Here is a 14,052-nt window from a genome sequence, read left to right as displayed (position 1 = left end):
TACACAGGCTATAGAAGGAACTGAAATGGAGCAGACTACCTATGAGGTGAAGACTATCTACACAGATGTGGCAGTATATGTTAAATTTGTGGAGATTCCAGAGTATACAGTTAAGGTAGGTACAACAGGAACCGGATCGGCGAAGATCACTGCATCTTCTGACGGTGAGGAACTTGAGATCGTATCAGGAGAGGTTAAGCTCAAGAGACATAAGGATCTTACAATTACAGTTGCACCGAAGGATGAATACAACACAGTTGAGCACTGGACAGTTGACGGAGCAGATGTTGATTCAGATGAACTCACATACAAGCTGACAGACATAACAAAGGATGCAGAGATATATGCATATATCGCACCATCACTTCTTGTAAATGTAATATTCAAGAATGAGGATGAAGTTAAGAAATATGACAATATAGACATCAGTACAGGTTATGTCGGCGAGGATGGAGATATAAGCGGACTTAAGCCAATAAATGCTGAGAATAACTTAGTGAGAATAGGTTCTGGCAAGGATGTAAGATTTGCCATAACACCTTCTGATGATTATATGATCCAGGCATGGACAGTTAAGTACATCAGAGGCGGAAAGGTTGTCAAGGAAGAGTCTGGCACTGACTTTGGATTTACCAACGAGATACTTTTAAATGATGTTACAAACAGCATAGAGGTAAGTGCAGAGCTTGTTGACAGAGTTGGATATGCCATTCCTGTAGAGGGAAATTATGACAGAGATAATAATCTGATAGAGACTGCAGGTGGTGAAAGCACACCGGAGACAGCTTACACTATAACAGAACTTACAAAGATACCAGACAATGTGGTATTCAAGAATGACAATGGCGTAGTTCTTGATAATATGGTAAGAGAGAACGGAGATGCGAGTGTTGTTATTACACCTGCTGAGGGCTGGAGAATCAGAGATATAATCATTGATGAACCAGAGAACGCTGAAAATTCAGAGGAGTCAGAGAATATCATGTCAGTCCAGCCAGTGCTTGCAGAGGATGGAACTGAGACAGGAGCATATCTTGTAAGTGATGTAAACGTCACAAAGAATATGGAGTTTAAAGTTGATGCAGTTAAGCTTTACTCTGTAACAATAGCAGATACAGAGCATGGAAACATAAAGGTGACAAAGCCAGATGGCACAGAGGTGGAGAACGGTGAAATGATTGACGAGAAAACTGTTCTTACATACACAGCAACACCGGATATGTACTATGACTTTGACGCATGGACAGAGGATGCGGCAGATCAGGCTGAGAGCACATTTGAAAAAGCCCTTGACGGAAGTATCACAGTGGGAGCAGCCTTCAAGGCAAGATATGCGAAGGTAAGTATTGCCACAGTGAAGAATGGTACGGTAACTGTCACAACAGCTGACGGTAAGAAGATATCTAACGGACAGCTGGTTCAGGAAGGCACAGATATCATCTGCAAGGCAATTCCTGCAAAGCATTGTGATCTGTCAGCCTGGGGCGGAGATGCCAAAGGCAAGACTGGTACTACAGTGAAACTTACGGTGACAAAGAACATGAATATAAGAGCGGCATTCAAGTTCAGGTATGTGAAGGTAGCTATTGGAAAGACTGAAAACGGATCGATCACAATCAAGACTGCGGAAGGCAAAACAGTTAAGAATGGTGCATCAGTGATCGAGGGAACGGTTCTTATCTGCACGGCAAAGGCGGCAAACAACTGTAAACTTGGAAGCTGGACAGGAAGCTTCAAGAGTACAAAAACTTCGGTAAAGGTTGCTGCAAATAAGAATATGAAAATCAATGCCAGGTTTGTAGCAAAAATACCGGCACAAAATACAGCTGGTATCAATAAGAATATCCATGCAGTAGTATCCGGAAACAAAGTGACAGTTGTGTGGGGTAAGGTTAACAAGGCTGACGGATATGATATATATGCACAGGAGTGCTATGTAAACTTTAACTCGAAAAGTCTTATTAAATCGGTAAAGGGCGCATCGGCAACCCGAGTTACAATATCCAGCATTAATGGCAAATCACTTGCTAAGTTAGATACGATCAAGCTGAGAGTAAAGGCATATAAGCTGGTAAATGGTAAGAAGAAGTATATAGACAATAGTGTCATGCTTCATATAGTTACCAATAGCAGCAAATATACCAACATCAAGAAGGTTCTGCTTCCACAGAAGAGCTACGTGTTGGGAGTTAAGCAGACGATTAAGCTTAAACCTGGATATACCAAGGCAGATGCCAGCAAGAAGGTGCTTGATGGCACACATGGTGCAAGGTATTTGTATGCATGTACAAATAAAAATGTTGCTACAGTTGATGCCAAAGGAAGAATAAAGGCAAAGGCCGCAGGAAAGTGTACGGTCTATGTAATTGCTGTAAATGGCACTACACAGGCTGTGCAGATTATAGTAAAATAAAAATAGTAGCTGCATGAGGTGCTTGATATCCGGCCCGTTGGGGCTGGATGCAGGCACCTTTGCTGATATATACAGGGTGTTGATTATCTATACCGGGATTAAAAAGTGAGAAAAGGAGATTTGTACATATGGGGAATACGGCTTCGGGTAATAAAGGCTGTTTTATAAAACCGAAAAAAGCCTGGAGGCTTCTGAAGACAGCGGATGAAGGGAATGTAACTGCATATATATTCGGGGTCAGTGGTTCGGGAAAGACGACTCTTGTCAGCAGATATCTTGGAACACGTAAGTACATGGTGGTGGATGCCGGCGGTATCAGACCGGATGACCTTGTGGTAGAAAGCAGCAACGCAAGAAAAATAATTGTCATAGATAATCTGCACGAGCTCTCATGGGGGGATGTGGACACAGTGAGGGAGCAGATCATAGAACTCATTAGAAGAGAAGACGTATGGGTTATACTCGTTGGCCGGTGTCCGGTTCCCCCATGGCTTTCTGCTGTAAGATTTCAAGAAGGATTTTATGTGGTGGACAGCAAGCTGCTTATGTTCAGTCTGGAGGATATAAAGAAGTATGCTGAATACGCTGGATTTAGTATCAATGAGGCACAAGTGCAGAGAATGTACTATGAGACTACAGGACTTCCGCTGGCTGTGGAGATGTGCCACATCAAATACATGGAAATGGCATATACAAGCGAGATAACAGATGATATGTATAATGATTTTTCGAGACGCGTTGAGGATGAGATGTGTAATTACCTTGAGTATCATGTGTATGATAACTGGGATGTGGAAATGCAGGAATTTCTCATGGAAATATCCGTGGTGGATGAGTTTACAACAAAACAGGCTGAGATGATAACCGGAAGAAGTGACAGTGAGCTTTTGATCGAGAGGGCAAAGTGGCTTGGAAACTTTATGACCAGCCGGATGGATAAGGATGGCAATACACAATATCAACTGCAGTTTCACATGAGGGTCTCTATGCGCAGACGTCTTAAGCGGAAGTACGAGAAAGAGCGTATAAGAGGCCTGTATGAGAATGCCGGACTGTTTTACAGACTTAACGGAGATATAAGGAAAGCTTTGGAGATGTATGAAAATACAGGAGTTACAGAGCGAATAGTTTCAATACTTGTCGATAATGCCAGATATGCGGCGAACAGTGGTTATTACTATGATCTGAAAAAATATTACCTGGAACTTCCGGATCATGTCATCGAGAAAAGTCCTGAGCTTATGTGTGGTATGAGCATGCTGCAGTCACTCCTTCTAAATCCTGATGAGAGTGAAAGATGGTACGACAGACTAAAATTATATGCAGATGAAAACCAGGGAAGTGCCAGGAAAAATGCAAAGGGGCTTTTGCTGTATCTGGATATTGGTCTGCCGCACAGAGGAAGTGTTGATGTATTAAAGCTTTTGAAGTCAGCATACACAATGGTCTTTAATAAGGAGGTAAGAATACAGGAATGGTCGGTTACATCCAATCTGCCTTCAATGATGAACGGTGGAAAAGATTTCTGTGAGTGGAGCAAGAGAGACAGAGAGCTGGCCTCGAAGGTTGGCAGGATAGTTGAGTTTGTGCTTGGAAAATACGGAAAAGGTCTTGTAAATCTTGCTTTGGCGGAGAGTTTTCTTGAAAAGAGCGGAGATAATTACGAGGTGGCAACGCTTGCGGCAAAGGGCAGAATGCAGGCGGAAGCAGGAGGAAAAATCGAGCAGTGCTTTGTTGCTGATGGTATATTGGCGTGGCTGCATTTGCAGAACGGAAAGCCACAGGAGGCTCTTGAGGTTTTGAATGGAATAGAGGGAAAGGCTGAAAAAGAGGAAGGACAAAATCTCCTTCCCAATATATATGCATTTGAGACCAGATGCAGCCTGTACAGAGGAGATAGAGCCTGTGTTACAGGTTGGATGGAAAATGCTCCGGATGAAAATGTTGAATTCAGGATATATGACAGGTTTATCTATCTAACCAAAGTGAGAGTATACCTTCAAAGCGGACGGAATGAACAGGCATATTCGCTGCTGACAAAGCTGAGATATTATGCTGAGATGATGTCCCGTACGTATATAGGGATAGAATGTGGTGTGCTGATGGCTGTAGCTTTGCAGCGATTAAAAAATGATGACTGGAAAAAGGCGATGTGCAATGCTATTGATACTGCGATGGAATATAGCTTCACAAGGATTATATCCAGAGAAGGTGCGGCGGTGAATACTCTTATAAATACCTGTGGATGGAAAGTCGAGAAAGATGGTGCTGACGATAAGGAGATAGCCGCAAGAAGGGCATATTTCAGACAACTGCAGAAGGAGACTGAGAGTATGACGAGATACTACCCCGGATATATGAAAGCGGGAGTAGATGATGTTCAACTCAGTGAGACGGCTACAGCCATACTTAAATTGCAGGCAGAGGGCTTGTCCAGACAGAAGATAGCGGACAGACTCAACATGTCGGAGGCGAATGTAAAGTATCATCTGAACCAAGTGTACAGGAAACTCGGGGTGACTGATAAGGCCGGGGCGGTCAGGGAGGCATCTAACAGGGGACTTATCTAATGATTGTGAGATTTGTGTTCGGTGGTGATTTACTTGAATACACCGCATGTAAAAGTTGTATATGAATGTATATAATTAGGGTGGAAAAACTTAGATTGTTGTTGTATTATGTCTATAATTATGATTACATACGAATCAGTAACGTCAGATTAAGAAGAGGATAATTTCTGTATGGCATAAAAGCGTTGGTGAAGATGACGCTTGAAACTCAGAGAATGAGCGAGTACGGATGGATTCGTATTTGACAGGTATTCAAGGAGGAATTGCGACGTGTAATTTTTGGAAGAGAGAATAACGAAGGACGGAATAGTTAAGGAGGGCAATGTTCTCAAGGTGGATAGTTTCCTGAACCACCAGATGGATATACGTCTGTTTGATCAGATCGGTGAGGAGTTCAAGAAGAGATTTGAGGGAACAGAGATCAACAAGATCCTTACTATAGAGGCATCCGGAATAGGCATTGCCTGTGTTGTTGCCAGACATTTTGATGTGCCTGTTGTATTTGCGAAGAAGTCAAAGAGCATCAACATAGAGGGCGATGTGTATGTGGCAGAGGTAGAGTCATTTACACACAAGTGCAAGAATCAGGTCATCGTGTCCAAGAAGTTCATCAATCCTGAGGACAAGATTCTTATCATAGATGATTTCCTTGCAAATGGATGTGCGCTTCAGGGGCTCATCTCCATAGTGAAGTCAGCAGGCGCCAGCGTAGAGGGAATCGGAATCGCAGTTGAGAAGGGCTTCCAGACAGGTGGTCAGGTCATCAGGAATCTAGGATATCATCTTGAGTCGCTTGCGATAGTGGACAGCATGGACGCTGCTACGGGCGAGATAAAGTTCAGGGAGCAGTAGGATCGCTGCGGGATATTTGCTGAGAGGTGGGGTATATGGGAAATAACAATTTAGAAGAAAAAAATGTTTCTATGCCTGAGAAAATTGGAGGCGTAATATTTGGCATATGGTTTGTTGCCAGTATTATAGCCGGATTTGTTGCAAGTGAGATCGGAACGGATGCTGTTATGCTTGTTGTGGGGCAGTTTTTTGCCGGGATAGTTCTTGTCATAATTCTAAAGACTCTTATTCCGATGATTAAGAAGCGAAAGCGGGGGAGCATCATCGGTATAGTGTTCATATCTGTGTTTGCCGGTGCTGCATCGGCGCTGATATGGGCGGCGTGTGCTGTGAAAGATGGCTCTTTTGCGGATAAGATAGTATTGCTCCCGGAACGGATATTGGGGAGAGAAAATTGCAATGTTGGAGCATTTTATGCAGAGATATTTGCCTGTGCATTCTTTGTGGTCAGTGCAATAACACTGCTCTCTGTGATATGTAAGAGAAAAGCGCTTGAGCGAAGATGTTCATTTACTGTGAAAGCTGTATGCCATGATGTACGTGCAGATATGAGACAGGATATGAGAGCCGGCAGAAGATATCCGGAGGCGGGAGTATTTGAATTTACATACAGGGATAAGCAGTATAAAGTGTATGAGCAGACATATGTATATGGACTGAATATAAGTAAAGGCGATGTGGTATATCTTTATATCAACCCAGAAAATCCGTACGAATTTTATCTGGAAAACAGTGGTATATTCAGCAGTCAGGCGATATGGTCAGCAGTTTTTTTGATGGTTATATCAGGTTTGATGGCCGCAGGCTGCAATTTGTTGATTTTTAGGTGAAAAAATAGCCAGGTGTATGTTCTCCAATTTGGAGAATATGCACCTGGCTGTTTCTACGTAATTTTATCTGAAACTCTTCAGCCAGTTCACAAGAGAGTCATGCCAGATGTTGTCTGTGACAGTCTTCTTCATCTGCGCATCAACAGGTCCGTTGCCTGCAAGCTTTGCCAGGATAGCAGCCTGAAGTTCAGGAACTGTCATGGATTCCGGAGATTTGCTCCAGTCAACTGTGATGGTTTCTGGATCAACCGGGGTGTCGGCAGCAGCTTGGGCAGAAGCGTCCTTGGCTGAATCTTTTACCTCGTTGGCGGCAGAAATATTCTTCTCAGTATTGGTTGTGTTTTTCTTAGCATCTGCAGATTCTGTAGCAGTCACAATGTCTCTGGATTCTTTGGATTCTATCTTTGGTTCAGCTCCCTTATTGCCTTTTGCATCGGTAGCTGTTTCAGATGCTGCTTTATCTTCTGTGTTGGTCTTAGCTTCGCTCTCAGTCTTCGTCACAACCTTAACCGGCTTTACATCCAGGTCTGTTCCCTCAGGCACCCAGATCTCTCCACTGTTTGCAGGCTGGGTTATGTTGATATGACCATCCTGTACAGATACCTTTTCGCCTGACAGGGCGCCGATGTATGCTGTGCAGTTCCCTGCTGCAAGGTGCATTCCGGCTGGGGCATCGTCGTTGTTCACTGACACGATGACACGTGTTCCGTCAAGATCCCTCGCGTATGCGAACTGTCTGTTGGTGAGCATCAGCTCATCGTAGCTGCCATATGACAGTGCAGGAACGGCCTGACGTACCTTGCCGAGTGCGGCGATGAGTGCTGTGCAAGGGTTGGTTTTTACTGAATCCTTGTAATCTTCTATATTGAGAGCTGGTCTTAAGCTGTCGTCTGAGCCATATTCCTTGCGTCCCTCAATACCAAATTCTGAACCGTAGTATATGCTAGGCACACCCGGAAGAGTGTAGAGCAATACATGTACAGGTGCAAAATGAGCCTTATTGGTAAGTTTTGTATAGATACGCTCCACATCATGGTTGTCTACGAAGTTGTAGAGCTTTAATGTTCCCATGTTCTGGAGACGTCTTACAGTGTGCGCGATTTCAAAATAGTTGTGGTCATTGTGGCCGCTGTACAGAGCCTTGTGAAGTGTGTAGTTGGTGACACTGTGAAGAGTCTCGCCGTTTACCCAGCGGCTGTAGTCGCCGTGGATGACCTCACCCATGAGCCAGAAATCCGGCTTCACTTCATTTGCTGTGCGGCGCAGTGCCTTCATGAAATCAAAATCAAGGACGTCCGCAGCGTCAAGTCTGATTCCGTCCACATCGAACTCACTCACCCAGAAACGGATCACATCGCATATATAGTCAACGACAGCAGGATTCTTCTGATTCAGCTTGACGAGAAGGTTGTAGCCTCCCCAGTTGTCGTAAGAGAAACCGTCGTTGTACTCGTTGTTGCCCCAGAAATTCACGTTGCAGTACCAGTCCTTGTACTGTGAATTCTCTCTATTTGCCTGGATGTCCTTGAATGCGAAGAAGTCACGGCCTGTGTGGTTGAACACTCCGTCGAAGATGACCTTTATTCCCTGTTCATGGCAGTAAGCCACAAATGCTGTCAGGTCCTCATTTGTTCCGAGACGGGAGTCGAGCTTCTTGTAATCTGTAGTCTCGTAGCCGTGTCCGACTGACTCAAAGAGTGGTCCGATGTACAGTGCTGAACCGCCAATCTCCTTTATATGATCCACCCATGGAAGCAGGGTGTTTAAGCGGTGAACAGGCTCACCGTAGTCGTTCTGTTTAGGGGCTCCCGTAAGTCCCAGTGGATAAATGTGATAAAAAACTGCCTCATCATACCATGCCATAGTTATCCCTCCATATTTTAGGTGCTGTCAAATACAAAGCACCCGATATTATTTGATATACGCTGTGAGCTGCAAGTGTTATCAGAAGCTGCCCACAACGTTTATATTATACTAAAAAAATTAGAAAAATGCGACAAAAAGTCATGTATGTATTGCACGACAGAGCCACAGATGCAGGAAAAAGACTCCATTGGAGTAGTGACGCTGGCGTGCTGTCTGCTCGTCCATATATTTGCAAAGTCATACTGGAAGCAGCTCTCAGTTCTGTTCGGACTTGTGGTTGGATATATAGTAGCAGTGTGCATGGGTATGGTGGATTTCTCCGCACTCAGCGGAACATCAGTCATAGCGCTCCCTCACATCATGCCATTTAAGCCGGAGTTCAACTGAAACGCGATCATATCAGTAACTTTTCCCTAAGATCGTGCAGACGGTATTTGCTGAGAACTGTGTGGCTGTTGTATTCATAGTTGCCATCATTCTGAATCTTGTGCTTCCTAAGAACATGGATGCCCACGAGACCCCAAAGACTGAGGATGCAGAGTAAAAACCTTTCATAAGGTGTAAGTGTTAATAACAGCGTTGTTCTGATATTATAATTTCAGAACGGCGCTGTTTTTGCTTTTTCAAAAATAGGTCAAAAGGGGTCAGGTACCTCCGTCCCCAAATAAAAATAAAGAAAGGTGAACAATATGGATAGTTTATTAAAGATAGAATCACTGAAGAAATACTATGGCAAAAAGCCAAACCAGACTAAGGCTCTGGACGGCATATCATTTCAGGTCATGCCGGGGGAGTTCCTTGGCATCATGGGTAGCAGTGGATCGGGAAAGTCCACACTGCTGAACTGTATCGCAACGGTCATAAAGCCTGACAGCGGAACCATAGAGCTTCAGGGCAAAGAGATACAGGCGCTTAAAGGTGCGAAGCTTGCGCAGTACAGAGGCAGGGAGATAGGTTATCTGTTCCAGAATTTTGAACTTCTGGACAATCTAACAGGCAGAGAGAACATTATGGTTCCGTTGTCAATACACGGTGTATCCGAGGATGAGAGCAGAAACAGACTGGAAAAGCTTTCATCATATCTGGAGATAGATAACGTGCTTGACAAATTCCCATCGCAGATGTCTGGTGGTCAGAGACAGAGGGTTGCGGCCGCCAGAGCACTCATACTTAATCCGGGGATCATTCTTGCGGACGAGCCGACCGGAGCACTCGACTCAAGAAATGCAAAGGCACTCATGGAGAAACTGTTGGGACTGAACAGGGATGACAACACTACCATACTTATGGTGACCCACGACTCAAATGCGGCCAGCTTCTGCAAGAGGATACTCTTCATACAGGATGGCAGGATATTCCATGAGCTCAGAAGAGATATGGAGAGAGAGTCACAGCAGGAGTTTTATGAGAGGATACTCAAGCTGATGGCGCAGATGGGAGGAGGCAGCGCAAATGTTCTTTAAACTCGCAATGAGGAACAGCCGGAGAAGCAGGAAAGAGAATGGTCTGTTCTTCGCTTCGCTGGTCGTGTCCATAGTGGCATTTTATATCATATTGGCGCTGTCCCATCAGGATGTGATGATATTCCTGAGAAGTCTTGAAAGCGATGCGGTGAACAGTCTTCTTCAGATAGCGGCGGTGTTCTATGTATTTTCACTGGTCATGTTGTTCTTTCTTATATACTATGCAAGCAAATACCAGCTCGAACGACGGAGGCACGAACTTGGAATGTATATAATGATGGGGATGAGGAGATCAAAGCTTTTTGCCCTGCTGATTGCGGAGGATCTGGGCAGCAGCGTAGTGGCTCTGCTCATCGGACTTCCTATAGCGATCCTGATGTCTGAGGTGGTCAGCCTTCTCACAGCCAGACTGGTAGGTCTTGGCGTTATAGGTCATCACGTATCATTTTCACTGCAGGCAGTCATACTGACAACTGTTGGATTTGTAGCGATAAAGCTTGCAGCATTTCTCATACTGAGCGGTAAGCTTGCAAGAAAGCAGATAGGCGATCTCCTTGTAGATACACCGGAGACAGAGAAGAAACAGCTTCCGGCTCCTGTGTATGGTGTGAGTGCAGTCCTCGGTCTTGTTGCGCTGGTCATTGCATACTGTCAGGGAATAGGTGGCTATTCGTGGATCAGCGTAAAATATATGGCGGTCACCATAACACTGGGATTTGTTGGCATGTTCCTGCTGTTTTTCGGTCTCAGGCTCTTTGTTGATGCACTGGCCAGACGTGCAAATGGCTCAAAACCACTTGCTGTGTTCGGTTTCAGGCAGATACACGAAAATGTAGCAACAAAATCTGGAACGCTTGCAATAAGCTCGATACTCATACTCGGCGCTCTGTGCTGCTGCGGTGCGGGCGTTGGCATATGTATATCCAGACAGAATATGGATCATGTGCTCGATTATACATTTGCCTCATATGGGGGTGACGCTGAGACGGACAGCAGGAATATCCGCGCGAAACTGGAGGAAACCGGCGTGTTGGAGGATTTCTCGGACGTATTCGATATGAAGCTTGGTTATATAAAGATGGGTGAAAATGAGTCCCATGATGATGCTGTGAACGTGGGGAATGTCATATCCGCACTTGAAAAACTCAAGGTTTCAGAGGACAGGGACGTGCTTATAAATAACATGTCATACATGACATACCCTTACCTGATCCAGGAGAGTGCGTACAACAAGGTGCTTGAGACTGCGGGAAAGGAGCCTTTGGAGCTCGGAGAGAATGAACTGGCACTCTATACGGATTTCTTTACTGATTACCGCGGAGGTTTACTGAATGAGGTATTGGCAGAGCGTCCGGAGGTGGATGTAAGAGGAGATGAGTATCATCTGACCGGAGAGGTCCAGACCACGAAGATTGTGACAGATTCATCGATAACCCTGTCGTTCGGACTTATCGTGGACGATGATACATTTGCCAGACTGACAAATGACAATTACGAGTTATATGTAAATGCCGTTCTCAAAAAGGATATCGTGGACGATAAGGGCCTCATGAAAGCCATAATGGACGAAAATGAGAAACTTGACGGCATAGATTTTGAGAGTATAAACGCTGATTGCGAGAGTTATCTGCAGAACATAGGAAGAAATATGTTCTACACGGTGGCTGCAGGATATATAACGCTTTATTTGGCGGTGGTGTTCCTCATAATCGCAAATACCATAATCGGTGTTCAGTTCCTGATGGGACAGAGAAAGTCCGGCAGAAGGTACAGAACCCTTGTGAAGCTTGGCGCGACATACGAAATGCTCTGCAGCTCAGCAAACAGACAGGTGGGCTGGTATTTCGGAATCCCGGTTGCCGTGGCGGCGGTCAGCAGTATATTCGGTGTGCGTGCTCTGCTCACGGGAATCCTGTCAGAATCCATGCGAGGCAGTGTGAAACAGATACTTATCATAGCTGCGGTTATGATAATCCTGTTGTGTGTGGTAGAATATATCTATATGACAGCGGTGAAACGCTCAAGCAACAGATATCTCATGGCGATGATGACACCGGAAAGGGTTGAGTAAACGGTGAAGTGTGTGATGGTGGTTGAGGACGATGTCCTCATGTGCGATGAACTTCTGGATATGCTGACAAAGGCAGGATACAGGGCAGTTAAGCCAGATGGATTTGACAACATAATAGAACAGATACTGGACATGGCTCCGGATATTCTTCTGCTGGATATCAATCTTCCTGGCAGGAGCGGCTTTGACATATGCCGGGAGATCAAGAGGCGGAGCTCTGTCCCGGTGCTGGTTCTCACATCGAGGGACCAGCTAAAGGACGAGCTCCATGCGCTGGAGCTGGGCGCTGATGAATTCCTCACGAAGCCATGCCGCCGTGAGCGGCTTCTGGCCCGGGTGGCAAATGTGCTCAAGAGGTACGAGGGCAGACAGAACCTGATCGAAGGAGAAGGGTTTCTTCTGGACACTCAGACATACACTCTGTATATAGATGGGAGATCTGCGGTGCTTCCACAGAATCAGGGACGTATATTTGAGACACTTATGACAAGCGGAGGAGATGTCGTGTCTAAGGAGAAACTTTGTGAGGCAGTGTGGGGCACATCGGAGTATATAGATGAAAATGCCCTGCAGGTGAATCTTACAAGACTCAAAAAGAAAATGGCGGGACTGGATATGAAGGCAAAGATCATAGCTGTAAGAGGCGTTGGATACAAAATATTCCCTGGGGACGGAGGTGCCTGACCCACTTGTCAGAGTGGAGAAAATATGAAAAGATTTGGACTTGTTATAAAACAGAATATTGTCTGGCTTGGTCTGCTGCTTCTGATGGACGTGGCGTTCTGCTTCTTCATGTGGCTTGTGGCACCAGAGGCATTTGTCAGAATAAGGGTGCTGGTTGGCATGTTCACTGTGATACTGTTCGCGGCGGTGTGCTCGGTGCTGTGTATAAAGGACAGGAAGAAGATTGAGGCGTTCAGGAGATTTGTCACTGCCCCGGATGAACAGAGCGAGATAGAAATGAGGAGCCTGTGCGGGGCTTCTGAACAGGAATATGTGAGCGTGCTGTCGGAGGAGCTTCACGATCTGAGAGATTCAGTGATGCAGAGTGGCAGACAGCTCAGGGATTATCAGGAGTATGTGGAGAACTGGGCACATGAGATCAAGACCCCCATCTCTCTGCTGACATTTGTGGTGGACAACAGGAGAGATGAGCTGCCTCATAATGTTGTGATGAAGATGGACAATGTGACCAGCCAGATGCAGAACTATGTGGACCAGATGCTCTACTACGCCAGACTGAAAAGCGATTCCAAGGATTATCTCATGGAGAGCATAGATGTGGAAGAATGCGTGGATGAGGTGATAGCTGACTACAGATCCCTGCTTGAGGAGAAGGGCATACGGGTCAGAAAGTGTCTTGAGAATGGAGAGGTGTACAGTGACCGCAGGGGATTGCAGTTTATACTCGGTCAGCTTGTGAGCAATTCCATGAAATACACAAATGAGCAGCCGGAGATATCATTTGACTTCTGGACGGCGGGTGACAAAAAGCTGCTGTCCGTGAGTGACAATGGCATAGGTGTAAAGAGCTGTGACATGCCATACATATTCGAGAAGGGTGTCACGGGTGATTCGGGTGAGAACAGGAAGCATGCAACGGGCATGGGACTGTATCTTGTCAGTGAGATGGCGCATGACCTAGGCATCACAGTGACGGCAAATTCAAAGTGGCAGAATGGATTTGAGATAGTACTTGAATTCCCGGATGTGGAGACAAAGATATAAAAGTGAGGAGGCAGATACAGCGTTGTGCGTATCTGCCTCCTCACTTTTTACCGGGATATTTTATAATAAATTTATGAGTGGCGGTCTGTTAATAATCACTTTGATATTTTATAATGTAAGCATTGGCTGTAATTTAGTTGACGGTGCAAAGTCAGTTTAAGTGGGCTGAGGTTCGGCGGGGATGTGTCAAGTTTTCTGTGAAAACTTGACATGTAGCGCCAGCCATTTGCCGAAGGCAAATTTTGCATGGCTGGTGTTC

10 protein-coding genes are annotated in these 14,052 nt (G+C 45.3%); 9 read left to right on the top strand and 1 reads right to left on the bottom strand.

Annotated features, from left to right (window positions below):
• The 4 genes from CCU_RS06840 to CCU_RS06825 all read left to right on the top strand — a co-directional run.
• Positions 1-2,413: InlB B-repeat-containing protein (locus tag CCU_RS06840; protein ID WP_208896062.1), on the top strand; the 2,413-nt coding region annotated here is incomplete at its 5' end.
• Between the two features lie 128 nt (positions 2,414-2,541).
• The gene (locus CCU_RS06835; protein WP_015534068.1) at positions 2,542-4,983 is read left to right on the top strand and encodes a LuxR C-terminal-related transcriptional regulator; all 2,442 of its coding nucleotides are present in this window, start codon (positions 2,542-2,544) and stop codon (positions 4,981-4,983) included.
• 279 nt (positions 4,984-5,262) lie between these two features.
• The gene (locus CCU_RS06830) at positions 5,263-5,835 is read left to right on the top strand and encodes a xanthine phosphoribosyltransferase (RefSeq protein WP_192934956.1); all 573 of its coding nucleotides are present in this window, start codon (positions 5,263-5,265) and stop codon (positions 5,833-5,835) included.
• A gap of 35 nt (positions 5,836-5,870) precedes the next feature.
• A complete protein-coding gene (locus tag CCU_RS06825; protein WP_004849874.1) occupies positions 5,871-6,665 on the top strand; it encodes a hypothetical protein in 795 nt (264 codons plus the stop codon).
• 63 nt (positions 6,666-6,728) lie between these two features.
• On the opposite strand, the gene CCU_RS06820 is transcribed toward CCU_RS06825, so the two are convergent.
• Positions 6,729-8,528 (bottom strand): alpha-amylase family glycosyl hydrolase, encoded by a 1,800-nt coding sequence (locus tag CCU_RS06820; protein WP_015534067.1) that lies wholly within the window; start codon positions 8,526-8,528, stop codon positions 6,729-6,731.
• A gap of 147 nt (positions 8,529-8,675) precedes the next feature.
• On the opposite strand from CCU_RS06820, the gene CCU_RS14080 reads away from it, so the two are divergent.
• The 5 genes from CCU_RS14080 to CCU_RS06795 all read left to right on the top strand — a co-directional run bounded on the left by CCU_RS14080 (position 8,676) and on the right by CCU_RS06795 (position 13,793).
• Positions 8,676-8,918, top strand: coding sequence for a solute carrier family 23 protein (locus tag CCU_RS14080; protein ID WP_015534066.1), 243 nt, complete (start codon positions 8,676-8,678; stop codon positions 8,916-8,918).
• A 302-nt stretch (positions 8,919-9,220) separates the two neighbouring features.
• Positions 9,221-9,994: an ABC transporter ATP-binding protein gene (locus tag CCU_RS06810; RefSeq protein ID WP_004849881.1), complete on the top strand. Its 774-nt coding sequence runs from the start codon at positions 9,221-9,223 to the stop codon at positions 9,992-9,994.
• The gene (locus tag CCU_RS06805) at positions 9,984-12,065 is read left to right on the top strand and encodes an FtsX-like permease family protein (RefSeq protein ID WP_004849884.1); all 2,082 of its coding nucleotides are present in this window, start codon (positions 9,984-9,986) and stop codon (positions 12,063-12,065) included. Before CCU_RS06810 ends, CCU_RS06805 begins: the two co-directional genes overlap by 11 nt.
• Before the next feature lie 15 nt (positions 12,066-12,080).
• Positions 12,081-12,749, top strand: coding sequence for a response regulator transcription factor (locus CCU_RS06800; protein WP_004849887.1), 669 nt, complete (start codon positions 12,081-12,083; stop codon positions 12,747-12,749).
• A 24-nt stretch (positions 12,750-12,773) separates the two neighbouring features.
• Complete coding sequence (locus CCU_RS06795; protein ID WP_015534065.1) at positions 12,774-13,793, top strand: sensor histidine kinase; 1,020 nt, start codon at positions 12,774-12,776, stop codon at positions 13,791-13,793.
• Positions 13,794-14,052 lie beyond the last annotated feature (259 nt).

The organism is Coprococcus sp. ART55/1 (genome assembly GCF_000210595.1).
Taxonomy (GTDB): Bacteria; Bacillota; Clostridia; order Lachnospirales; family Lachnospiraceae; genus Coprococcus; species Coprococcus aceti.
The sequence above is the reverse complement of the archived record's forward strand: the minus strand, read 5'-3'. Positions and strand labels throughout refer to the sequence as shown.

Coding starts and splice junctions, on each gene's coding strand:
- CCU_RS06835 (WP_015534068.1), top strand. CDS start 2,542: ATGGGGAATACGGCTTCGGGTAATAAAGGCTGTTTTATAAAACCGAAA.
- CCU_RS06825 (WP_004849874.1), top strand. CDS start 5,871: ATGGGAAATAACAATTTAGAAGAAAAAAATGTTTCTATGCCTGAGAAA.
- CCU_RS06820 (WP_015534067.1), bottom strand. CDS start 8,528: ATGGCATGGTATGATGAGGCAGTTTTTTATCACATTTATCCACTGGGA.
- CCU_RS14080 (WP_015534066.1), top strand. CDS start 8,676: ATGTATTGCACGACAGAGCCACAGATGCAGGAAAAAGACTCCATTGGA.
- CCU_RS06810 (WP_004849881.1), top strand. CDS start 9,221: ATGGATAGTTTATTAAAGATAGAATCACTGAAGAAATACTATGGCAAA.
- CCU_RS06805 (WP_004849884.1), top strand. CDS start 9,984: ATGTTCTTTAAACTCGCAATGAGGAACAGCCGGAGAAGCAGGAAAGAG.
- CCU_RS06800 (WP_004849887.1), top strand. CDS start 12,081: ATGGTGGTTGAGGACGATGTCCTCATGTGCGATGAACTTCTGGATATG.
- CCU_RS06795 (WP_015534065.1), top strand. CDS start 12,774: ATGAAAAGATTTGGACTTGTTATAAAACAGAATATTGTCTGGCTTGGT.